This window comes from Nocardia violaceofusca NBRC 14427, from assembly GCF_963869435.1.
GTDB lineage: Bacteria > Actinomycetota > Actinomycetes > Mycobacteriales > Mycobacteriaceae > Nocardia > Nocardia aobensis.
Map to the genome: position 1 here is coordinate 174,030 of NZ_CAWMPM010000023.1, position 22,113 is coordinate 196,142.

18 protein-coding genes and 1 riboswitch are annotated in these 22,113 nt (G+C 69.5%); of the genes, 8 read left to right on the forward strand and 10 right to left on the reverse strand.

Features of this window, described 5'->3' with window-relative positions; genetic code table 11:
• Positions 1 to 136: 136 nt before the first annotated feature.
• Together AC5592_RS19380 and coaD are read left to right on the forward strand one after the other, a co-directional pair.
• Entirely contained in the window at positions 137 to 1,147 is a 1,011-nt protein-coding gene (locus tag AC5592_RS19380) for a type IV toxin-antitoxin system AbiEi family antitoxin domain-containing protein (RefSeq protein WP_232329438.1), read from the forward strand.
• Positions 1,148 to 1,192: 45 nt separating this feature from the next.
• Positions 1,193 to 1,678 carry a pantetheine-phosphate adenylyltransferase gene (coaD, locus tag AC5592_RS19385; RefSeq protein WP_036503754.1) on the forward strand — a complete coding sequence of 162 codons (486 nt, stop codon included), beginning with the start codon at positions 1,193 to 1,195 and terminating at the stop codon, positions 1,676 to 1,678.
• Between the two features lie 83 nt (positions 1,679 to 1,761).
• Here the strand turns inward: coaD and rsmD are convergent, their stop codons facing one another.
• Positions 1,762 to 2,319 carry a 16S rRNA (guanine(966)-N(2))-methyltransferase RsmD gene (gene rsmD / locus AC5592_RS19390; RefSeq protein WP_036503756.1) on the reverse strand — a complete coding sequence of 186 codons (558 nt, stop codon included), beginning with the start codon at positions 2,317 to 2,319 and terminating at the stop codon, positions 1,762 to 1,764.
• Between the two features lie 153 nt (positions 2,320 to 2,472).
• A complete protein-coding gene (locus AC5592_RS19395) occupies positions 2,473 to 5,877 on the reverse strand; it encodes a pyruvate carboxylase (protein ID WP_036503758.1) in 3,405 nt (1,134 codons plus the stop codon).
• A 213-nt stretch (positions 5,878 to 6,090) separates the two neighbouring features.
• A riboswitch (cobalamin riboswitch) is annotated at positions 6,091 to 6,309 on the forward strand.
• Positions 6,310 to 6,444: 135 nt separating this feature from the next.
• Here AC5592_RS19395 and metE point away from each other — a divergent pair.
• The gene (gene metE, locus AC5592_RS19400) at positions 6,445 to 8,715 is read left to right on the forward strand and encodes a 5-methyltetrahydropteroyltriglutamate--homocysteine S-methyltransferase (protein WP_232329439.1); all 2,271 of its coding nucleotides are present in this window, start codon (positions 6,445 to 6,447) and stop codon (positions 8,713 to 8,715) included.
• Positions 8,716 to 9,009: 294 nt separating this feature from the next.
• A complete protein-coding gene (locus AC5592_RS19405) occupies positions 9,010 to 10,422 on the forward strand; it encodes a short-chain fatty acyl-CoA regulator family protein (RefSeq protein ID WP_051024804.1) in 1,413 nt (470 codons plus the stop codon).
• Here AC5592_RS19405 and recG read toward each other — a convergent pair whose 3' ends face one another.
• A complete protein-coding gene (recG, locus tag AC5592_RS19410) occupies positions 10,423 to 12,714 on the reverse strand; it encodes an ATP-dependent DNA helicase RecG (RefSeq protein ID WP_036503763.1) in 2,292 nt (763 codons plus the stop codon).
• Positions 12,715 to 14,595, reverse strand: coding sequence for a DAK2 domain-containing protein (locus tag AC5592_RS19415; protein ID WP_036503764.1), 1,881 nt, complete (start codon positions 14,593 to 14,595; stop codon positions 12,715 to 12,717).
• A 323-nt stretch (positions 14,596 to 14,918) separates the two neighbouring features.
• Between AC5592_RS19415 and rpmB the strand changes: the two genes are divergently transcribed.
• Positions 14,919 to 15,110 (forward strand): 50S ribosomal protein L28, encoded by a 192-nt coding sequence (gene rpmB / locus AC5592_RS19420; RefSeq protein ID WP_011210730.1) that lies wholly within the window; start codon positions 14,919 to 14,921, stop codon positions 15,108 to 15,110.
• A gap of 115 nt (positions 15,111 to 15,225) precedes the next feature.
• Positions 15,226 to 15,756 (forward strand): GNAT family N-acetyltransferase, encoded by a 531-nt coding sequence (locus AC5592_RS19425; RefSeq protein WP_157163445.1) that lies wholly within the window; start codon positions 15,226 to 15,228, stop codon positions 15,754 to 15,756.
• Here the strand turns inward: AC5592_RS19425 and AC5592_RS19430 are convergent.
• From AC5592_RS19430 to AC5592_RS19440, 3 genes are all read right to left on the reverse strand, one after another.
• Positions 15,740 to 16,018, reverse strand: coding sequence for a hypothetical protein (locus tag AC5592_RS19430; RefSeq protein ID WP_036503766.1), 279 nt, complete (start codon positions 16,016 to 16,018; stop codon positions 15,740 to 15,742). The genes AC5592_RS19425 and AC5592_RS19430 overlap by 17 nt on opposite strands.
• A 38-nt stretch (positions 16,019 to 16,056) precedes the next feature.
• Positions 16,057 to 16,734: a uracil-DNA glycosylase gene (locus AC5592_RS19435; protein ID WP_036503772.1), complete on the reverse strand. Its 678-nt coding sequence runs from the start codon at positions 16,732 to 16,734 to the stop codon at positions 16,057 to 16,059.
• A gap of 74 nt (positions 16,735 to 16,808) precedes the next feature.
• The gene (locus tag AC5592_RS19440; RefSeq protein ID WP_063065041.1) at positions 16,809 to 17,765 is read right to left on the reverse strand and encodes a thiamine-phosphate kinase; all 957 of its coding nucleotides are present in this window, start codon (positions 17,763 to 17,765) and stop codon (positions 16,809 to 16,811) included.
• A 247-nt stretch (positions 17,766 to 18,012) separates the two neighbouring features.
• Between AC5592_RS19440 and AC5592_RS19445 the strand changes: the two genes are divergently transcribed.
• Positions 18,013 to 18,711: a DUF3515 domain-containing protein gene (locus AC5592_RS19445; protein ID WP_084506878.1), complete on the forward strand. Its 699-nt coding sequence runs from the start codon at positions 18,013 to 18,015 to the stop codon at positions 18,709 to 18,711.
• 5 nt (positions 18,712 to 18,716) lie between these two features.
• Here the strand turns inward: AC5592_RS19445 and AC5592_RS19450 are convergent, their stop codons facing one another.
• The 3 genes from AC5592_RS19450 to AC5592_RS19460 are packed head-to-tail and all read right to left on the reverse strand — an operon-like array spanning position 18,717 to position 21,196.
• On the reverse strand, positions 18,717 to 19,016 hold the full coding sequence (locus AC5592_RS19450; protein ID WP_232329440.1) for a DUF6191 domain-containing protein: 300 nt from the start codon (positions 19,014 to 19,016) through the stop codon (positions 18,717 to 18,719).
• Between the two features lie 31 nt (positions 19,017 to 19,047).
• Positions 19,048 to 20,166 carry a D-alanine--D-alanine ligase family protein gene (locus AC5592_RS19455; protein ID WP_063065017.1) on the reverse strand — a complete coding sequence of 373 codons (1,119 nt, stop codon included), beginning with the start codon at positions 20,164 to 20,166 and terminating at the stop codon, positions 19,048 to 19,050.
• A gap of 34 nt (positions 20,167 to 20,200) precedes the next feature.
• A complete protein-coding gene (locus tag AC5592_RS19460) occupies positions 20,201 to 21,196 on the reverse strand; it encodes an NAD(P)H-dependent glycerol-3-phosphate dehydrogenase (protein ID WP_036503803.1) in 996 nt (331 codons plus the stop codon).
• Between the two features lie 112 nt (positions 21,197 to 21,308).
• On the opposite strand from AC5592_RS19460, the gene cofC reads away from it, so the two are divergent.
• Positions 21,309 to 22,088, forward strand: coding sequence for a 2-phospho-L-lactate guanylyltransferase (cofC, locus tag AC5592_RS19465; protein WP_063065018.1), 780 nt, complete (start codon positions 21,309 to 21,311; stop codon positions 22,086 to 22,088).
• Positions 22,089 to 22,113 lie beyond the last annotated feature (25 nt).

Genomic DNA, 22,113 nt, shown 5'->3' on the forward strand with positions numbered 1-22,113 from the left:
CGGGGAATCACTGCCCGGGAAGACCCACCCTCTGGCGCGCGGGTCTGCGCGCGGCCGCGTCCCCGCGCCCTCGGGTACCGATCCCCTGTCCGCTCCTGCCCCGCCCGCGCCACACCCGCCCGTACCAGGATCCGCAATGACCCACGACAGCGGATGTGCCGAAATACTGTGCGGCCCAGGGCGGCAGGCGCGTACGGGTGGGCTGCATCGGCGTCGTGACGTGGTGTCGGTCGGGGTCAGCGACGACGAGATCCGGCGGCGGTGCGCCATCGGAAGCTGGCGGCGGGTGCGGCGCGGGGCGTATGCGGAGGCCTCGGCACTCGCCGAACTGGACGGCGTGGCGCGGCACCGGCTGGCGGTGGCGGCGCTGCTACCGGAGATGGCGGCCGACGCCGTGGTGAGCCATCAATCGGCGGCGGTGCTGCTGGGGGCGCCGATGTCCCCGGCGCTGCTGGATCGGGTGCACGTCACGCGCAATCGACGCCACGGCGGGCGCATCAAGCCGAATCTGACGGTGCATTGCGCACCGGTCCCCGTCGTCGCCGAACGGGATGGGCTGCTGGTCACCAGTCCCGCCCGCACCGTCGTCGACCTGGCGCGCACGCTTCCGTTCGAATCCGCGGTCGTCGTCGGCGACGCCCTCGCTCGCGAGTTCGGCATCACCGCAGCGGCATTGGCGCGCGAACTGGCCCGCGCCCGCGGCCGGCGCGGCGTCGACGCTGCCCGGCACGTGATCGGTTTCCTCGATCCGCGCAGCGCCGGAGTCGACCACTCCCGGGTCCGGGTGCTGCTGCGGCTGCTCGGATACCCGCCCGCGGCCGCGGGCGGAGTGATCCATGCCGACGACGGGCGGGTGCTGGGGACGGCGGATCTGTATCTGGGCCGGACCGGCGTGGTGCTCGAGGTCGACGGGCACCGGACGAAAAGGGCACACGTACACGGGGACCCGTCGCACCGAGCGCCGGATGTGCTGTTGCGGCGCTACGGATTTCGGACGATCCGTACCACTTGGCGCGAGTTGAGCACCGGAGTCGCCGCGCAGCGCGTGCACGCCGCGCTGAGCCGGGCGCGCGAGCAGCGTCCTCGCGGCTACATCCGCCCCGCTCCGCTTCCGCCCGCGACGCCGCTGCGGCTGCGTGCGCTGTGACGACCACGATCGGCTCGGCCTGCCCGGACCTGTTAGCGTCGCTGCATGGCTGGAGCACTGTGCCCCGGGTCCTTCGATCCGGTGACCAACGGGCATATCGACGTCATCTCGCGCGCGGCCGCGCAGTTCGACGAGGTGGTCGTGACCGTGATGATCAACAAGAGCAAGCAGGGCATGTTCAGCGTCGACGAGCGGATCGAGATGTTGCGCGAGGCGACCGCCGATCTGCCGAACGTGCGGATCGAATCCTGGTACGGGCTGCTGGTCGATTTCGCTCGCGAACAGGGCATCACCGCCATGGTCAAGGGCCTGCGCGATGCCACCGATCTCGGATACGAGATGCAGATGGCCCAGATGAACAAGCACCTCTCGGGCGTCGACACCTACTTCCTGGCCACCAACCCGGCGCTGAGCTTCCTGTCCAGTTCCCTGGTCAAGGAGGTCGCGACCTTCGGCGGCGACGTCACCGGCATGTTGCCGCCGGAGGTTCACAAACGCCTGCTCGCGCGCATCGCCGAACGTCGCGGCTGAGCCGGTCGCCGCGGCGGCCGGAGCCACCGCCGCGGCAGACTTCGCCGACGGGAACGACCGCTGACCGAGGCCCGGGCCGAGGATTACCCGCGGTATTCCGCCAGGTCGACGCGGGTTTCGCCGTATCGGCGCGACTTCAACGCCGAATAACCTGCGGGCCATGCCGTTTCGGGTGATCGCGCCGACCGCTCGACGACGATCAGCGCGTCCTCGTACAGCCACCCGTTGGCCGCCAGCGCCCGCAGGTCGGCCTCGACAGCGGCCTCGTCCACGGCGTAGGGCGGGTCGGACAGCACCAGGTCGTACGGTTCGGCGGGTGCCGTCGCCACGACGGAAGCGACTGTGCCCGTGCGCAATTCGGCGCCGGGCACATCCAGATCCGCGATGTTTCCGCGAATCACCGCGGCCGCCTTGCGATCCGATTCGACCAGCAGAGCATGAGTCGCCCCGCGCGACAGCGCCTCCAGACCGAGGGCCCCGGAACCGGCATAGAGGTCGAGCACCCGGATGCCGTCGAAATCCAGGCGCGCGGAGAGCGCGTTGAACAGTGCTTCCCGCACCCGATCCGAGGTGGGCCTGGTTCCAGCGGGCGGAACCCGCAGCCGCCGGCCACCGGCCGTGCCCGCGACGATCCGGGTCACCGCGATCCCTCCGTGGCCCGCCGAGGGCGCGAGGTCGCGCGAGCGGGTCGGCCCCGCCCGCGCGACGGCATCGGCACCTGCACCGACATACGGCGTGTACGACCGATCACGGCCGGCCCCCGCTACGCGCCCGAATGTGGCTGACCGGCACCGTCATTCGGCAGCGGTCTCGTTCATGCGCAGTTCCACCAGCAGATCGCCACCTTCCACCTGCTGCACCGTGCCGATGGCAACGCGGGCGACGACACCGGCGCGGGGTGCGGTGATGGCGGCCTCCATCTTCATGGCCTCGATCGTGCCGACCGTGTCACCGGCGGCGACCGTGTCACCTTCGCCGACGGTCAGCGTGACGACACCGGCGAAGGGGGCGGCGATGTGGCCGGCGTTGTTCTTGTCGGCCTTCTCCGCGACCGGGACCTCGCTGGCGATCGAGCGGTCGCGCACTTGTACCGGACGCAGCTGCCCGTTGAGGATGCACATGACCGTGCGCATACCCCGCTCGTCCGGCTCGGAGATCGCCTCCAGACCGATCAGCAGGGTGACGCCCTTCTCCAGTTCGACGCGGTGTTCCTCGCCGTGGCGCAGTCCGTAGAAGAACTGATTCGCCGACAAGCCGGTGGTGTCGCCGTATTTCTCCCGATGCGTCAGGAATTCCGCGGTGGGTGCGGGAAACAGCAACCGGTTCAACGTCTCTCGGCGCTGCTGCGACGAACCGTCCAGCGCCGCGGCGTCTTCCGCGGTCAACGGCACTTCCGGCTTCGCCGGGCCGCGGCCCTCGAGAGCGCGGCTGCGGAAGGGTTCGGGCCAGCCACCGGCCGGGGTGCCGAGTTCGCCGCGCAGGAACCCGATGACCGAATCCGGGATGTCGTAGCGCGCCGGGTCCGTGGCGAAATCCTCCACGTCCACACCGGATCCGACCAAAGACAGGGCGAGATCACCGACGACCTTCGAGGACGGGGTGACCTTGACCAGGCGGCCCAGCAGCCGGTCGGCGGCCGCGTATTTCGCCTCGACCTCCTCGAACCGGTCGCCCAGCCCGAGCGCGATGGCCTGCTGCCGCAGATTCGACAGCTGCCCACCCGGAATCTCGTGGTGGTACACCCGGCCCGTCGGCCCCGGCAATCCGGATTCGAAGGGCGCGTACACCTTGCGCAACGCCTCCCAGTACGGCTCGAGATCACAGACGGCGTCGAGGTTCAGCCCGGTGTCGTAGGGCGAATGCGCCGCCGCGGCGACGATCGCCGACAGTGCGGGCTGGCTCGTGGTGCCGGCCATCGGGGCGCTCGCCCCGTCCACGGCGTCCGCGCCGGCCTGCCAGGCCGCCAGATAGGTGGCGAGCTGACCGCCCGGGGTGTCGTGGGTGTGCACGTGCACCGGCAGATCGAAGTTGCTGCGCAGCGCCGTCACCAGCGTGTGCGCGGCCGGCGCCCGCAGCAGTCCGGCCATGTCCTTGATCGCCAGCACGTGTGCGCCTGCCTCGACGATCTGCTCGGCGAGCTTCAGGTAGTAGTCGAGGGTGTAGAGGTTCTCGTTCGGATTCGACAGATCGCCGGTGTAGGACATCGCGACCTCGGCCAGCGCGGTCCCGGTCTCACGCACCGCGTCGATCGCCGGCCGCATCTGATCCACATTGTTGAGTGCGTCGAAGATCCGGAAGATGTCGATGCCGGTATCGGTGGCCTCCCGCACGAACGCCCGCGTCACCTGCTCCGGATACGGCGTGTAGCCGACGGTGTTGCGCCCGCGCAGCAGCATCTGCAGGCAGATGTTCGGAATCGCCTCCCGCAGTGCGGCCAGCCGCTCCCACGGATCCTCGTACAGGAATCGCAGCGCCACATCGTAGGTCGCGCCACCCCAGCACTCGACCGACAGCAGTTCGGGCGTCATCCGGGCCACGTGTCCGGCCACCGTCAGCAGTCCACGCGTCCGCACCCGGGTGGCGAGCAGCGACTGATGGGCGTCGCGGAACGTGGTGTCGGTGACGCCGACGGCGTCGCGGTCGCGTAACCAGCGCGCGAACCCCTCGGGCCCCAGCTCGAGCAGGCGCTGGCGGGTGCCGTCCGGCGGCGGCGCACTCAGATCGATCGCCGGCAGCTTGTCGTGCGGATATACCGCCGTCGGCCGCTCACCGTGCGGCTTGTTCACCGTCACGTCGGCCAGATAGCGCAGGATGCGGGTGCCTCGGTCGGCCGAACCGCGCTGGGTCAGCAGCTCCGGGCGCTCGTCGATGAACGAGGTGGTGATCCGCCCGGCCCGGAAGTCCGGATCGTCGAGCACCGCCTGCAGGAACGGGATGTTCGTGGCCACGCCACGGATGCGGAACTCCGCCACCGCGCGCCGGGCCCGCGCCACGGCCTGCGGGAAGTCGCGGCCGCGGCAGGTCAGCTTCACCAGCATGGAGTCGAAGTGCGCGCCGACCTCGGCGCCGAGGTTCGCACCGCCGTCGAGGCGGATACCACCGCCGCCGGGCGAGCGGTAGGCGGTGATGCGTCCGGTGTCGGGTCGGAAGCCGTTGGCCGGATCCTCGGTCGTGATCCGGCACTGCAGCGCGGCACCGTGAATCGACACGCTGTCCTGGCTCAGTCCCAGATCCGCCAGCGACTCGCCGGCCGCTATGCGCAGCTGCGACTGCACGAGGTCGACGTCGGTGATCTCCTCGGTCACCGTGTGCTCGACCTGGATGCGCGGGTTCATCTCGATGAACACGTGCCGGCCGCGCTCGTCGAGCAGGAACTCCACGGTGCCCGCACACGAGTACCCGATCTGCCGCGCGAAGGCCACCGCGTCCGCGCAAATGCGCATCCGCAGTGCGGGATCCAGATTCGGCGCGGGCGCCAGCTCGATCACCTTCTGGTGCCGCCGCTGCAGCGAACAGTCGCGCTCGAACAGATGCATGACGTTGCCGTGCTGATCGGCCAGGATCTGCACCTCGATATGACGGGGGTTGATCACCGCCTGCTCGAGGAAGACCGTCGCGTCCCCGAACGCCGACTCCGCCTCGCGCATGGCCGCCTCGATCGCCTCGCGCAGCTGCACCCGGTCCGCGACCCGGCGCATACCCCGGCCACCACCACCGGCGACCGCCTTCACGAACACCGGGAACTCCATCTGCTCCGCGGCGCGCAGCAGCTCCTCGACATCGGCCGAGGGCGCGCTGGAGTTCAGCACCGGAAGCCCGGCGGCCTTCGCCGCCGCGATGGCCCGTGCCTTGTTACCGGTCAGTTCGAGCACCTCGGCCGAGGGACCGATGAAGGTGATGCCCTCCGCCGCGCACGCCGCCGCGAGGTCCGGATTCTCCGACAGGAAGCCGTAGCCGGGGTAGACCGCATCGGCGCCGGCGGACTTGGCGGCGCTGATGATCTCGGGAATCGAGAGGTAGGCCCGCACGGGATGTCCGGGGACACCGATTTGATACGACTCGTCGGCCTTGAGGCGATGCACCGAGTTGCGATCTTCGTAGGGGAAAACCGCCACGGTGCCGATGCCGAGTTCGTAGGCGGCACGGAAGGCACGGATGGCGATTTCCCCGCGGTTGGCGACCAGCACTTTGGAGAACATTCGATAAAGGTACCTGCCCGGTGAGCGGGGCCGGACAGTGAATACGGCTTCGCAGCCATCCTCACAAACCGGATCGGCGAGTCTGCGAAGTTGTGTTCTTCCAGCGGAAACATAGGCGGCCGGGCGGGCGGTGTTTCCCCTGCCGCTCGCGGTGGATTACGCTCGGGAACGCAGCTGGTTCGCTGCCGTCGACGAGTTGGAGCCCCGAGCGTCGCGCGCAGCGTCGAAACCGGTCCTCGCGGACCGGCGAGAGGGAACCCGGTGGGAATCCGGGACTGTCCCGCAGCGGTGAACAGGAACGACCGCCGTCATGAGCACTGGATCATTTCCGGGAAGCGACGGCCAGTAGGCGACATCCGGGGCCCATCTCCGGACCGGTCCGCACGACCGATGCCTGTGAGTCCGAAGACCTGCCGGTTGTGCCGGATACGCCGTATCCGGCGGCCACCGCCTCGTGGATCGGGCGGGCGGACCCGCGGCACACCGGAACCCCCGGTGCGGCAGTGTTTTTCGGGGCTTCGTCCGCCGTGCGGCGGTGACCTGTGGCTTCCACTTCTGGAGAACACCGTGACTGTCACAACGCATACTCGTTTCACCGCAACGGTACTGGGCCTGCCCCGCATCGGGCCGCGGCGCGAACTCAAACGCGCCGTCGAAGGTTATTGGGCCGGACGGATCGACGCCGCCGAACTGCAGGCCGTCGCCCGGCAGCTGCGCGCGCAGGGCTGGACCGCGGCGCGTGACGCCGGCCTCGACGCGATACCGGTGGGCACCTTCTCGTTCTACGACCAGATGCTCGATACCGCGGTCATGCTGGGCGCGCTGCCGCCGCGAGTCGCCGGCATCGGCGATCCGCTGGACCGCTATTTCGCCGCCGCGCGCGGCGCCGAGGGCGTCGAACCGCTGGAGATGACCAAATGGTTCGACACCAACTACCACTATCTGGTGCCCGAAATCGGCCCGGACACCCGGTTCGCCCTCGATCCGTCGGCACTGCTCGGCGAGCTGCGCGAGGCGCGTGAGCTGGGCATCGCCGCCCGGCCGGTGGTGATCGGCCCGCTGACCTTCCTGGCGCTGTCCAAAGGTGTCGGCGGCGTCGCGCCGAGGGACCGGCTGGCCGAGCTGATCCCGCTGTACCGGGACCTGCTGGCCCGCCTGGCCGACGCGGGCGCCGCGTGGGTCCAGATCGACGAACCCGTGCTGGTGCGCGACCTCTCCGAGGCCGAACTCGGCGCCGTCCGCACCACCTACGCCGAATTGAGCGACGGGGACCGGCGGCCGAACATCCTGGTGGCCACCTACTTCGGCTCCCCGGGTCCGGCGCTGGGCGCCCTGGCCGCCACGCCGGTCGAGGGGGTGGCACTCGACTTCCGTTCCGGCACAACCGTTTCCGAGGTCGCCGCAGTGCCCGCCCTGGCGGACAAACTGGTGGTGGCCGGTGTGGTGGACGGCCGTAACATCTGGCGCACGGATCTGGAAGCGGCGCTGAGTGAGCTGGCCACCCTGCTGGGTTCGGTCGGCGCGCTGGCGGTGTCGACCTCGAGTTCACTGCTGCATGTGCCGTATTCGCTGGACGCGGAGCCCGGCCTGGATCCGGTGCTGCGGTCGTGGCTGGCTTTCGGCGCCGAGAAGATCGACGAGGTGCGGGTCCTGGCGCATGCGGTCGGTGCGGGCACCGACGCGGTCGCCGTGGAGCTCGCCGCATCCCGTGCCGCGATCGCGAGCCGCCGCTCCGATCCGCGTCTGCACAACGAGGCGGTGCGGGCCCGGCTCGCCGGTCTCGGTGAGGATCAGGCGCGGCGGGCGCCGGCGCAGCGCCGCCGTGACCTGCAGCGCGCACAGCTGCGCCTGCCGCTGCTGCCCACGACCACGATCGGCTCCTATCCGCAGACCACCGCGATCCGCACCGCTCGCGCGGACCTGCGCGCCGGCACGATCGACGACGCGCAGTATCGCGAGCGGATGCGCGCCGAGATCGCGGATGTGATTGCGCTACAGGAGGATCTGGGGCTCGACGTGCTCGTGCACGGCGAACCCGAGCGCAACGACATGGTTCAGTACTTCGCCGAACAGCTCGACGGCTTCGCCGCCACCGACAACGGCTGGGTGCAGTCCTACGGCACCCGTTGCGTGCGCCCACCGATCCTCTACGGCGACGTCGTGCGCACCGCGCCGATGACCGTCGAGTGGATCACCTACGCCCAATCGCTGACCGCCAGGCCGGTCAAGGGCATGCTGACCGGCCCGGTCACGATTCTGGCCTGGTCGTTCGTGCGCGACGATCAGCCGCTCGCCGACACCGCGCGGCAGGTGGCGCTGGCCATTCGCGACGAGACGGTGGATCTGGAGGCCGCCGGCATCCGGATCGTCCAGGTCGACGAACCCGCGCTGCGGGAGCTGCTGCCGCTGCGCCGTGCTGATCAGGAGCAGTACCTGGACTGGGCCGTGGGCGCGTTCCGCCTGGCCACCGCCGGGGTTCGCGACGACACTCAGATCCACACCCATCTGTGCTACTCCGAATTCGGCGAGATCATCGGCGCCATCGCGGCCTTGGATGCCGATGTCACGTCGGTGGAGGCGGCGCGCTCGCATATGGAGATCCTCGACGATCTCACCACCGCCGGATACGCGCTCGGCATCGGGCCCGGCGTCTACGACATCCACTCACCGCGGGTGCCGAGTGTGAGCGAGATCGAGAACTCGCTGCGCGAAGCGATGAAAGCCGTTCCGGCGGAGCGGTTGTGGGTGAATCCGGACTGCGGACTCAAGACCCGCGGCCGCGCCGAGGTGGAGGCGTCGCTGCGCAATATGGTCGAGGCGGCCGCGCTGGTGCGCTGATACCGCACGGTCGGCGACTCGCCCGGACGCGGGTCGCCGGCCGGACAGGCTCTCGGAAATGTGGCTCCGGCGGGCCCCAGCAGCCTCTCCGGCAACCTTTTCCACCCGGTAGTTCACCACCTCCGAGCAGCACTTCCGCTACCGGGCACCCACCGGATCCGGCCGTATACTTCGCACGCTACGCATGACCGAAGTTGATCAAAACTCCTTGCAACAGCAGATTTTTGTACGCGCCGAGTAGCGAAATTGCAATGATTGCGAAGATGTGAAGGTAGCATCTGCGGCGTGCGCAAGATGTATGCGGGTGCCCGGTTACGGCGGTTGCGCGAAGAACGACGGATGACCCAGGCCGCCCTGGCCAAGTCGTTGGAGCTTTCGCCCAGCTATCTCAATCAGCTCGAACGTGACCAGCGACCCCTGACGATTCCCGTTCTCCTGAAACTCAATTCGACCTTCGATCTGGATGTGCAGTTCTTCGCCGCCGACTCCGACGCACGCCTGGTGTCGGACCTGCACGAGGTGCTGGTGGAGGCGGCCGGCGGTACCGCCCCGCCGGCCGCGGAGGTCGAAGATCTCGCCACCCGGCTGCCGGAGGTCGCCAAGACCATCGTCGCCATGCATCGCCGTCTGCGCGCCACGACCGATCAGCTCGATCTGTTGTCGTCGAAGGTCGCCGCCCCCGCCGGGGCGCCCGGCGTCCCGATGCCCTACGAGGATGTGCGCGACTTCTTCTACGACCACCACAACCACATCCCCCAGCTGGATCTGGCCGCCGAACGGCTGTTCGACGAATGCGGTCTGACCATCGGATCGATCGATCGCCAACTTGCCCGCGTGGCCGAGGAGCGGGCCGGGGTCACCGTTCTGGTCCGCGGCGACGGCGCCGATCCCGCCGTTCCGAAACGGCGCTACGACCCCGAGACCCGCACCCTCATCCTCGCGCGCCGACTGCGCCCCGGTCAGCGGGCATTCCAGATCGCCACCACGCTCGCCTTCCTGCTGCACGGCGATCTGCTCGACGAGGTCCTCGACGCCACCCCGTCGCTGGTCGGTGAATCGCGGGCGCTGGCCCGGGTCGGCCTGGCCAACTATTTCGCGGGCGCGGTGGTGCTGCCGTACGGGAAGTTCCTGCGGTCGGCCGAGGAACTGTCCTACGACATCGACCTGCTCTCGCTGCGTTTCGAGGTCGGCTTCGAGACGGTCTGCCATCGGCTGAGCACGCTGCAGCGGCAGGGACAGCGCGGGGTGCCGTTCTTCTTCGTCCGCACCGACCGTGCGGGAAATATCTCGAAACGCCAGTCCGCCACCGCATTCCACTTCTCCAGAGTGGGTGGGAGCTGCCCGCTGTGGGTGGTGCACGAGGCGTTCTCCCATCCCGGGCGGATCCTCACGCAGGTCGCGGCCATGCCCGACGGCCGCCGCTATCTGTGGATCGCGCGCACGACCTATCCCAGTCCGCACGGATTCGGCACCGCCACCAAGGAGTTCGCGGTCGGGCTGGGCTGCGATATCGAATACGCCGATCGGCTGGTGTATTCGCAAGGCCTGCAGCTCGACGAGCCGGCCGCCGCGGTGCCCATCGGCGCCGGCTGCAAGGTGTGCGAGCGGCCCGCCTGCCCGCAGCGCGCGTTCCCGCAGATCGGCCGCCCGCTGGCGGTCACCGAGAATTCCAGCGTCGATCTGCCGTATCCGCCCGCGGTCCGCTGATCAGGACTTCGCCAGATATTCCAGCCGCTCGGAGTCGACGGCGGCATGCATCATATTCGCCAATCCCGGATGGGCGGCCAGCCCCGGATCGGCGTCGACGATCTCCCGCGCCAGCACCTGGGCGGTGGTGATGACGTCGAGATCATCGAGCAAGGAGAGCAGTTTCAGGCTGCGCGCGGTACCCGACTGCGCCGAACCCAGCACATCGCCCTCCCGGCGCTGCCGCAGATCGAGCACCGACAGTTCGAAACCGTCCAGCGTGCCGGCCACCGCCTCCAGCCGCGCCATGGCCGTACCCATCGGCGAGGTTTCGGTGATGAGCAGGCACAGACCGGGATGCTTGCCGCGACCCACGCGACCGCGCAGCTGATGCAGCTGGCTGACGCCGAACCGGTCGGCGTCCACGATGACCATGACGGTCGCATTGGGCACGTCGACCCCGACCTCTACGACCGTGGTGCAGATCAGCACGTCGATATCGCCGTCGTTGAACGAGCGCATGACGCGATCCTTGTCGTCGGTCGGCAGCCGGCCGTGCAACAGTCCGAGACGCAGATCGGCCAGCGGCCCGGTGCGCAGCGTTTCGAAGACGTCGATCGCGGCATGGGTGGTCGGCGCCTCGCCCGTGTCGTCGTCGGCTTGTTTGCGGCTCTTGCCTTTCGACTTGGCGCCCTTCTTCGGTGCGCCGTCGTCCTCCTCGTCGCCGATGCGCGAGCACACCACGTAGGCCTGCCGGCCCGCCGCCACCTCTTCCCGGATCCGCTCCCAGGCGCGCTCGACCCATGCCGGTTTCATCCGGGCCGGCACCACCCGGGTGGTGATGGGTGAGCGGCCGCGCGGCAGTTCGGTCAGGGTGGAGGTTTCCAGATCGCCGAGGGTGGTCATCGCGATGGTGCGCGGAATCGGCGTCGCGGTCATCACCAGCAGATGCGGGGTGATGCCGTCTTTCGCCTTGGCGCGCAACGCGTCTCGCTGCTCCACGCCGAAGCGGTGCTGTTCGTCGACGATCACCATGCCCAGATCGAAGAATTCGACCGCGTCCTGGATCAGCGCGTGCGTGCCGATCACGATGCCGGCCGTCCCGGTCACCACGTCCAGCAGTGCCGCCTTCTTCGCACTCGCCGACATCGAACCGGTCAGCAGCACCACCTTGGTGGCATGGTCGGCGGCGCCCAGTTCACCCGCGTCACCGAGATCGCCGAGCATCGACCGCAGCGACCGATAATGCTGGGCGGCAAGGACTTCCGTCGGTGCCAGCAGCGCACACTGCAGTCCGGCATCGACCACCTGCAACATCGCGTGCAGGGCGACGATGGTCTTACCGGAACCGACCTCACCCTGCAGCAACCGGTGCATCGGATGCGGGCGCGACAGGTCGCCGGAGATCTCGGCGATCACCTTGTTCTGGCCGGCGGTCAGCTCGAACGGCAGGCGCTGTTCGAATTCGGCGGCGATACCGTCGGAGCGGGGCGGGCACGGCCGCGCGGTGCGCCCGGCGGCGTCGTGGCGGCGCTGAGCCAGAACCAGCTGCAACGCCAGGGCCTCGTCGAAGCGCAGCCGCTGCCGGGCCTGGTCGATATCGGATTTTCGTTCGGGCAGGTGGATCAGCCGCAGCGCATCCGACACGGGAAGCAGTTCGTGGTCTTCGCGAAGGTCCTGCGGCAGCGGATCGTCGATCGGGTCGAGCTGGTCGAGCACCTGCCGCACACATGCCAGAATGTCCCAGCTCTGCACCTTCGCGGTCGCCGGATACACCGGGATGTATTCCCGCTCGAAGAACGAGATATCCACTCCCCCAGCGCCTTTCGCACTCTCCGCCAGACCGCGGAGGGCGCCGCCGCCGCGCACGGAGGTGAGACTGTCCACCGATTCGGCGGTTTCGGGCAGGATCAGATACGACGGATGCGACAGATTCCAGCGGTCCGGCCGCCACCAGTGCACGGTGCCCGACATCATGGCCCGAACACCCTGTTTGACAAGGTAATTCACCTTGTCGCCGTTGAAGAAGGTGATCTCCACCGGCTTCGCGGAGCCGGTGTCGAGTTCCACCTTGAGCAGTTTGCCGCGACGCTGGCGCATCGGCCGCAGTTCGGTCTTGCTCACCCGGCCCACCACCGTGATGTGGGCGCCCTCCTCGGGGGCCTCCTCGGTGAGCGGCTGGCCCTGGGTGGCGTAACGCAGCGGATAGTGCCGCAGCAGATCCTCGACGATATGCATATCGAAGGCGTCGGCCAGCGGTTCGGCCGCCTTCACCCCCAGCACGTGATCGAGCCGGTCGCTCAGTGTCGCCATCTACTCCACCCCGATCTGGACCAGGTCCACGGCCTGACCGCCGTCGTAGGTGACGACCTCCACGCCGGGAAATTCCGTGGTGATGTGTGCGGTGAGCTCGTCGGCCAACCCGGCGGGCGCCTGCGCGCCCAGCAGCAGCGTCACCAGTTCCCCGCCCAGGCCGAGCATGCGATCGAGCAGGGTCCGGGCGGCTCGGCGCAGGTCCGCATCGATGACGACCACGTCGTGGCCCACCAGGCCGAGCCCATCGCCCTGCTCGCACGTGCCGACGATGGTCAGCGCGCGTTCGGCGGCGACGCGGACCGCGCCCCACCGGGTACTGGCGGCCGACTGCGACATCGTCAGCGCGTCGTCGACGGCCAGGCTGCCGCTGTCGTGCAGGGCGAGCGCCGCCAGCCCCTGCACCATGGAGCCGCTGGGCAGCATCATCACCTCGCGCCACCCGTCCCGGGCGGCCATACCGATCGCCACCAGCTCCGGCGCCGGCAACGCCCCGTTGGGCAGCACCAGCACTTCCCGCTGCGGCATCGCGCGAATGGCGGCGAGCAGTCGATCGGCGGTCACCGCGCCGGTGAGCACGACCGCACCGGAGTCCTCGAACAACCGCACCGCCCCCGCGCCGGTGGCGATCGCGAGAATGCCTCGATCGGGCTGTCCTTGCGCGGCAACCGAAGTGCCGGACAAACCCTCGATCCGGATGTTGCTCAGGACGCCGGCGGCCAGCCCGGCCTCCACCGCGGCGCCGGCATCGGCGCAATGCACGTGCGCCGACCAGCTGCCCTCGCCGTCGCCCACCACGACCACCGAATCCCCCAGCGCGGCAAGGGCATCACGCAGCCGGTCGATGCGCGCCGGATCGGACTCGACGATCCGGTACATGACCTCGTACCGGTGCACGCTCGCCCGATCGCGCCGGCCGGATTCCTCTCCGGCGCGCCGCACGGCCTCCGTACCGGACACGCGCTGCGGCGAAATCATCGGCAGCACAGCGTCTTCAGAACCGGCCTGCGCACTGACGATGTGTGCGTAATCGGAGTTCCCGGGCGGTACAGCGCGACTCGTACCGGGGCCGTCGCCCGCGATCACTTCCGACGGGGCAGCCCTCGGTCGCTCGGACGACGAATCCGCATGCACCGCAGTGTCGTTCACGTGCACGTCCGGCGAATCCGCCACCAGAGCACCGCGACGTAGGGGTCCAGCGGCCGACCGCGCGGCATCCGAAGCCGTCACCCGGTAGACCGGACGCGCGGGTGCGCTCCCGGTACACACCTCCACCAGGGCGTCCAGCAGGACCAGCAGCCCGCGCGCCCCGGCATCGACCACACCGGCCGCGCGCAGCACGACCAGTTGTGACGGTGTCTCCCCCAGCGCCTTCACCGCGCCGTCGGCGGCGGCGACGGCCACCGCGGCGACCGTCTGTTCCGCACAGTCCTCCGCGCGGTCCGCGGCCGCTTCCAGCACGGTGAGCATGGTGCCCTCGACCGGTTCGCTCAGCGATTCCCGGACCAGGACCGCCGCCCGGCGCAACGCGGCGCGCAGCGTGGCCGCGGTGAGGGCGTCGCGATCGGCCGACTCGGCCAGCCCCCGCAGCACCTGCGACAGGATGATCCCCGAATTCCCGCACGCCGCGGCGGTCGCGGCCCGGGCCATGGCGCCGAGCGGACCGGCGGCGTCACCCGACGGGTCCGCGTCGACGTGCGCTTGCGTCGCGGCGAGTGCGGCGCGCATGGTGATGAGCAGATTGGTTCCGGTGTCGGAATCGGCCACCGGGAAGACGTTCAGCGCGTTGATCTCCTCGCGGTGCGCGAGCAGGCGTTCCACACACAGCGCACCCCACTGCCGCAGTGCGGCCGCATCGAGCCTCTCCCGGACCCCGCGCACGTCACCGTCCTTCCCGCCACCGCGATCACACCGTCGAACCCGCCAGCCAGGGTAGTCGTCCGCACCGACACCCTCGACACACGAAGCCGGGTAGGGAGGCGGATCCGGCGGCGGAGACGAGGCAGCCGCGACCGGGTGCCTGCGGCGAGCCCCGGGGCGATTGGACATCGAAGACGGCCGACCGCTACTCTTGCAGGGTTGCCTCACGCGGCCCCTGCCGGTCGCGTTCACCGGCGGTAGCGCTGGTAGGCATTGAGGATAAAGTTTCCGGACAGGCTGTCTCACCGACAGCGGTCCCCCATGACATGAAGGAGCTCGCGACTATGGCTGCCGTCTGCGACGTCTGCGCCAAGGGCCCCGGCTTCGGTAAGTCGGTTTCGCACTCGCACCGGCGCACCAACCGTCGCTGGAACCCGAACATCCAGACCGTTCGTGCCCAGGTTGCCCCCGGCAACACCCGCCGCATGAACGTCTGCACCTCCTGCCTGAAGGCCGGAAAGGTTGTTCGCGGCTGAGCTGCGTAGACATCTTCGACGCCCCGGCGCACCCACAGGGTGACCGGGGCGTTGTCATGTGCTCACCCGGCCGCGCACGCGGGACGGCAGCATGAACCCGCACTGCCCGCGGATTGTGACGGCGTCTGCCGAATACGCCCGTGATCTGGCGATCTGCCATATCGAATCGTGGCGTGAGGCCTACCGCGGACTGGTGCCCGAGCATGTGCTCGCCGCCTTCGACGTCGACCGCCGCGCCGCCCGGTGGGCCGCCCTCATCGACTCGATCGACGAGAGCGCGGCGGCCGACCGAACGGCCCACACCATCGTGCTGGCCGTCGACGACACCCGCGCCCCCGGCAACCGTGTCCTCGGATTCGCGCACGCCGGACCGCCTCGCGACGAACCGCGCGTCGCCGATCGGGAACTGTATGCGCTCTACGTCCGGGCCGACCGATACGGCACCGGCATCGCACAGGAATTGCTGCGTGCGATTCTCCTCCCCGACACCGACACCGCGTTATGGGTGTTCGAGGAGAATCCACGCGCCCGGAATTTCTATCGAAAGTTCGGATTCGCCGCCGACGAGGCCCGCCGAATCGAACCGTTCTCCCTGGCGAGCGAGATCCGGATGATCGCTCGCCGCCCGATTACTGGGCGCCGTTGAAGCAGTCGAGCCCACCCTGCGCGCTGATGCTCTGGAAGACGCACAGACCGCGCGCGTTGACATTGGACGACAGCGACGACGAACCCGTCTGCGGATCCCACAGGGCCAGCACCGGTCCCGCGTGCTGAGTGGTGGTGACCTCTTCCTGCGGGGTGGCCGGCTCCAGCGGCAGGCCGGCGGCCTGCGCTATCGCGGGTGCGCCGAGGACCGCCGCACCGGCGGCAACGGCGACTACGGCACCGCGCACGGATGTGATCTGCATGCATCTGCTCCTGTTTCGCTCGAACTGTTACGCCGCGGTCAGGGCAAGCGCCAATCGACCGGGGCGGCCCCCAATGTACCGAGCAATTCGTTGGTGCGGGAGAAAGGCCTCGATCCGAAGAAACCGCGTGAGGCGGACAGTGGTGAGGGATGGGCGGATTCGATGGTCGGGACATCGCCGAGCATCGGCTTCAACGTCGAGGCGTCGCGGCCCCACAGGATCGCGACCAGCGGCTGCTCACGCGCCACGAGCGCGCGAATCGCCTGCTCGGTCACCGCTTCCCAGCCCTTGCCGCGATGCGACGCGGGCTGGCCGGGCGAGACCGTCAGCACTCGGTTCAGCAGCAGCACACCCTGATCCGACCACGGCGACAGGTCACCGCACGACGGGGTCGGATGGCCGAGATCGCGCGAATACTCCGAGAAGATGTTCGCCAGGCTGCGCGGCACCGGCGAAACATCCGGCGCCACCGAGAAACTCAACCCCATGGCATGCCCGGGAGTCGGATACGGATCCTGCCCGACGATCAGCACGCGCACCTTGTCGAAGGGACGGGTGAAGGCGCGTAAGACGTTCTCGCCCTTGGGAAAGTAGCCACGGCCGGCGGCGTTCTCCGCCCGCAGGAACTCCCCCATCTCGGAGATCCGGTCCGTCACCGGTTCCAATGCCTCGGCCCAGCCCGTATCGATGATCTGCGGCAGTGGTTTCGCGCCCATGTCGGGACAAGATAGTCGCCGCGGCTCGGCGTCCGCACGCCGCCCACCCGCCGTCGCATCGTCGGGCCGCACCGCTATTCGCCCCCTCCGAACGACTCCCAGCCCAACGGCCCCGACCACCGCGCTCCGTCGACGAAAACGCCCGAGCCGGTGCACACCCGGCCGATCGCCCGCCAGCCCGGCGGGATCACGGCGCCGGCCCCGAAGGTGGCGGCGAAGGCATGGTCCTCCCCACCGGTGAGCACCCAGCCGAGCGCGTCGGCGTGCAGCGCGGCGGCGACCGGAGACAGCGCCGGATCCGCCACCGCCGCCGAATCGACATCGACCGCCACACCGGAGGATTCGGCGATATGCGATAGATCGGCGAGCAGTCCGTCGGAGACGTCGGTCATCGCGGTGATCTCCGTGGCCTCCGGCAGCTCCAGCACGGCGGAGTAGGGCGGTCGCGGAACACGATGGGCGGCAACCACATCGGTGAACAACTCGGCATCGGAACCGCTGTCCGCGCCGGCCGACAGGGCCGCCAGTCCGGCCGCCGACCAGCCGAGCCGCCCGGCGACCGCGACGATATCGCCGTCGCGTGCCCCCGAGCGCAGCACGGCCCGGCCGCGGGGGTCACCGAATGCGGTCACCGAGATCACCAGCTGCGGGCTGCGCACCACATCGCCCCCGGCGATCGGGGCCCCGGCCCGCCGGGCCTCCGCCCACATGCCGTCGGCCAATCCGTCGACGAATGTCACCGGCGTCTCGGCGGGGCAGCCCAGCGACACCACGAACGCGCTGGGCACCGCACCCATCGCGACCACGTCGGCGGCATTCTGCGCGATCGCCTTGGCCCCGATGTCCTCCGGCCGCGACCAGTCCAGCCGGAAATGCCGATCCTGCACGAGCATGTCGGTGCTGACCACGTAGCGCCCGGCCGGCGCCACGATCACCGCCGCATCGTCCCCGGGCCCCAGCTGGACGCCGCCACCGAACGACCGCCCGGCGTTCATCCGTTCGATCAATGCGAATTCGCCCAGGTCGCGCACGGTGCGCGGGCCACTCTCGGTGATGTCGCTCTCCTTCTCCACACCCGGTCAGGTCACCGGGGAGACCACACTCCGACGCTACCCTGTGCCTGGGCGGCGGCACCGGTCCGCTGGGGCCTCCTCTCGGGCGCGGCGGTGCCCGGATGCCGCGAGAGCGTGCCGACGGCCGTTCGATACCCTCGAACACGCATTCCAGACAATCAGCCGGGCGCGACGCCCGCCCGGCACGAGTGGAGACGAATCCCGGATGAGTAGCGAGACGGACCGGCCGACAGCGGACAACCCGCAGCCCGACCGACCGGAGTCCGAGCCCGGCCTCCCCGCCGCGGCCGACCCGGAACCCGCTACCAACCGGCCCGGGAACTCCGCGCCGCCCGTGGCCGAAACCCCCGAGGCCGACGACGGCCCCCAGCTGCATCCGGCGCTGATCGCGACCGCTGTCGCCCTTCCGGTCGCGCTGATCGTCGTCGTCCTCGTCATCGCGGCCATGTCGCGACAGTCCGCCGGTCGCGAGCCGCTGGCGCTGGGCTCGGTACCGGCGCCCGCGGCGTCGAGCCAGGATTGCACCACCCTGCTGGCCGCACTGCCGGAGTCACTCGGCGACGACTACACCAAATCCGAACTGGCCCAACCGGCTCCGCCCGCGACCGCGGCCTGGCAGCCGTCGGACGGCGGCGATCCGATCGTGCTGCGCTGCGGCCTGGACCGGCCGCTGGAATTCACCAAGGCCTCCGCGCTACAGGTGGTCAACGGCGTGAACTGGTTCGAGGTGCGCGATCAGACCAGCGGCGTGACCTCCGGCACCTGGTACGCGGTGGATCGCGGCACCTATATCGCTGTAACGATGCCCACCAAGGCGGGACCGTCTCCCCTGCAGGAGATGTCGAACACGATCGGCAAGACCTTGCCGGCGAAGCCCCTCGACCCGGGAGCCGTACCGAACTGAGCCGGTCAGGAACGCGGTAGCCGCGCCCGTCCGGAGTTCAGGTCGATCTCCGCGTCACCGGGGGTTCCGTCGCCCGGGTTCTCGCGGTGCATGAGAACCGTCTGCCGTTCCTCGAATTCGTGCCGCTTACCCGCGTCGAACAACGCGTCGAACTGCTCGAATCCGATCCCCGCCGCGCTCGGCCCGGCGGACTCGCGCATCCACGGCAGCGCGGCGCGCCCGGTCATCTTCCGGTAGCCCACCTCGGCGAACGCGACCGCGATGATCAGCAGCGCCAGCCCGGGCAGAGTCATCGCGAGAATCACCCCACCCAGATTACGCGCGCCGCGCCGCCGCTCAGCGCAGTCCGGTACCCCGGGTCAGCGCCGTCTCGATCAGGGTGGTGATCAGGGTGCGATTGTCGATTCCGGTGGCATCCCACATGCGCGGATACATGGAGATGGAGGTGAATCCGGGCAAGGTGTTGATCTCGTTGATCACCGGTCCGGATGCGGTGACGAAGAAGTCGACCCGCGCCAGCCCCTGGCAGTCCAGCGCCCGGAACGCCCGCACCGAGAGCTCCCGGATCTGTTGCGAGATATCGTCGTTCAGCTTGGCCGGGATATCGAACTCGCACACGTCGTCGAGGTATTTGGTGTCGAAATCGTAGAATTGCGGTGTGCCGGAGGCGGTTTCGCTCTCGGAGATGTCGTCGTCGGGCATGCGGATCTCGGCGATCACGCTGGCCTCCACCCGGCCGTCCGGGAATTCCAGTACGCCGCACTCGACTTCGCGTCCGACGATGGCGGCTTCCACGATCACCTTCGGATCGTGCAGCCGGGCCGCGGCGATCGCCGAATCGAGATCGATCCAGTCCTCGACCTTGGTGATGCCGATCGAGGAGCCCCCGCGCGCGGGTTTGACGAAGACCGGCAGGCCGAGCCGGTCACGGTCGGCCTCGCTCACCGAATCGGCGCCGGGGCGCAGCACCACCTGCGTGCCGACCGGAAGTCCTTCCGCGGCAAGGAGTTTCTTGGTGAACTCTTTGTCCATTCCGGTGGCGCTGGCCAGCACGCCGGGGCCGACGTACGGAACACCCGCCAGCTCCAGTAATCCCTGCAGGGTGCCGTCCTCACCCCACGGTCCGTGCAGTACCGGGAACACCACGTCGACCACGCCCAGTACCGCTTCGGCGCCGTCGAGCGCGACCAGGGCGCCCGAGCGGCTCGGATCGGCGGCCAGGGTCAGCACGGTGCCGGCCGAGTCGACCGTGGGCAGGGCACGCTCACGGATGGCGAGTGCGCGCGCATCGGCGCTGCTGAGGACCCAGGCGCCCTCGCGGGTGATACCGATCGGCACCGCCTCGTAGCGTTCGGGATCCAGGTTCGTCAGCACCATGCCGGCCGAAACGCACGACACCGCGTGTTCGTTGCTGCGGCCACCGAACACCACCGCAACCCTGATCCGGTTTGTCATAGTCCGAACCGTACCCCGGCCGGACCGAAATCATTCATTCCGGTTTGATCCGCCGACCGAGTAATTGCCCGACGGCATCGGACACCGAGAGCTCCTCGTGACAGACCCGATGCACCGCGGTGGTCAGCGGCATCTCCACATTGTGGGTCTCGGCCAGCGCCCGGATCGAGGTACACGACTTCACACCCTCCGCGACCTGCCCGTGTGTCGCGTCCTGAGCGGCGCGCATCGAACCGCCGGCGCCCAGCACATGACCGAAGGACCGGTTGCGCGACAGCGGCGAGGTGCAGGTTGCCACCAGATCGCCCACCCCGGCCAGACCGGCCAGCGTGACCGGATTCGCACCCAGCGCCACCCCGAGCCGGATGATCTCGGCGAGCCCGCGGGTGATCAGACTGGCGACGGAATTGTCACCCAGGCCCATACCCGCCGCGATTCCGCACGCCAGGGCGATCACGTTCTTGCACGCGCCGCCGATCTCGCAGCCGATCACATCGGTATTGGTGTAGGGCCGGAAATAGCCGGTGGCGCAGGAATGCTGCACGGCCTCCGCACGCGCGGCGTCGGAGCAGGCGACCACCGAGGCGGCCGGCTGTTCGGCGGCGATCTCGCGGGCCAGGTTCGGGCCGGACAGCACCGCGATGCGCCCGGAATCCGCGCCGGTCACCTCCGCGATGACCTCGCTCATCCGCATGAGCGTCCCGGTCTCGATGCCCTTGGCCAGACTCAGCAGTGTCGCATCGGAGCGGACGGCCGCGCGCCAGTGCGCGAGATTGGGACGCAAGGACTGCGACGGAACCGCCAGCACGACGATGTCGGCGTCGTCGAGGGCCACCCGGTAATCGTCGGTCGCCGCGATCCCGTCGAGCCACACATCGGGCAGATAGGCGGGATTGCGATGTTCGGTCGCCACGGCCTTCGCGATCTCGGGCCGCCGCGCCCACATCGTTACCTCGGTACCCGCGTCGTTGAGCACTTTCGCGAATGCGGTACCCCAGGATCCCGCACCCATCACTGCCGCCCTCGTCATCGTTTCAATATGCCACTCGCCGCGGCGCGAGTACCCGGTACTCGGGGGTTCGCGTGTTCGATCGGTCACCGCTCCCAGGCTGCGAGCACCCGGAACGTGCGACGATGAACACATGCGTCCGGATGCCGTCCACGCCGTGATCGCGGTCAAGCACCTCGACCGAGCCAAGAGCCGACTCGCCGACCGATTGCCGGCCGGCGAACGCTCGCGGCTGGTGCTGGCCATGCTGTCGGATACGGTCGCCGCGACCCTGGCCGCCGGGCTGGGCTCGGTCACGGTGGTGACACCCGATCAGCGCGTCGCGACCGTGGTGCGCGAACTCGGCGCGGCAGTGCATCCGGACCCGTCCACGACACCTTCCGCCGATGCCGCCCAGCCCCACTCGGACAGCGACGGCCTGAACACCGCGCTGGCATCGGCCGCCGCCGCCGTGCGCGAGCGCCACGGCGCCGTCGATCTGCTTGCGCTGCAAGCCGATCTGCCGGCCGTGCACGCCGACGAGCTGCGGGCGATGCTCGCCGCCGCCCCCGGCACCGGCCGCTCCGTGATCGTCGACCACACCGGCCGGGGCACCGCGGCGCTGCTGGTCCGCGCCGCCGGCCACACCCACGCGGCGGATTCGCTCGCCCCGTCGGCGGCGGGCGATGCCGCCGCCCTGCTGCCCCGCTTCGGGGCGGATTCCGCTCGCCGCCACCGGGAATCCGGTGCGGTGGAACTGGGCGGGCACTGGCCCGGTCTGCGACTCGACGTCGACACCGCCGAGGATCTCGACCGTGCGCTGTCGCTCGGGGTCGGCACGGCCACCGCCGCGCTGTTGCGCGACATCGGCTGGCCGGTAGGTGTTCACGAGAACCTCATTCGGAGGTGTGCCGCACCGTCACATGTGTGCTAGATGATCGCCAGGCCTCTATGGGAGG

What these genes read in the sequence shown, in the direction of transcription:
- AC5592_RS19380 (WP_232329438.1), top strand. Translation starts at nt 137, where the DNA reads ATGACCCACGACAGCGGATGTGCCGAAATACTGTGCGGCCCAGGGCGG.
- coaD (WP_036503754.1), top strand. Translation starts at nt 1,193, where the DNA reads ATGGCTGGAGCACTGTGCCCCGGGTCCTTCGATCCGGTGACCAACGGG.
- AC5592_RS19395 (WP_036503758.1), bottom strand. Translation starts at nt 5,877, where the DNA reads ATGTTCTCCAAAGTGCTGGTCGCCAACCGCGGGGAAATCGCCATCCGT.
- AC5592_RS19405 (WP_051024804.1), top strand. Translation starts at nt 9,010, where the DNA reads ATGTATGCGGGTGCCCGGTTACGGCGGTTGCGCGAAGAACGACGGATG.
- recG (WP_036503763.1), bottom strand. Translation starts at nt 12,714, where the DNA reads ATGGCGACACTGAGCGACCGGCTCGATCACGTGCTGGGGGTGAAGGCG.
- rpmB (WP_011210730.1), top strand. Translation starts at nt 14,919, where the DNA reads ATGGCTGCCGTCTGCGACGTCTGCGCCAAGGGCCCCGGCTTCGGTAAG.
- AC5592_RS19430 (WP_036503766.1), bottom strand. Translation starts at nt 16,018, where the DNA reads ATGCAGATCACATCCGTGCGCGGTGCCGTAGTCGCCGTTGCCGCCGGT.
- AC5592_RS19435 (WP_036503772.1), bottom strand. Translation starts at nt 16,734, where the DNA reads ATGGGCGCGAAACCACTGCCGCAGATCATCGATACGGGCTGGGCCGAG.
- AC5592_RS19445 (WP_084506878.1), top strand. Translation starts at nt 18,013, where the DNA reads ATGAGTAGCGAGACGGACCGGCCGACAGCGGACAACCCGCAGCCCGAC.
- AC5592_RS19455 (WP_063065017.1), bottom strand. Translation starts at nt 20,166, where the DNA reads ATGACAAACCGGATCAGGGTTGCGGTGGTGTTCGGTGGCCGCAGCAAC.
- AC5592_RS19460 (WP_036503803.1), bottom strand. Translation starts at nt 21,196, where the DNA reads ATGACGAGGGCGGCAGTGATGGGTGCGGGATCCTGGGGTACCGCATTC.
- cofC (WP_063065018.1), top strand. Translation starts at nt 21,309, where the DNA reads ATGCGTCCGGATGCCGTCCACGCCGTGATCGCGGTCAAGCACCTCGAC.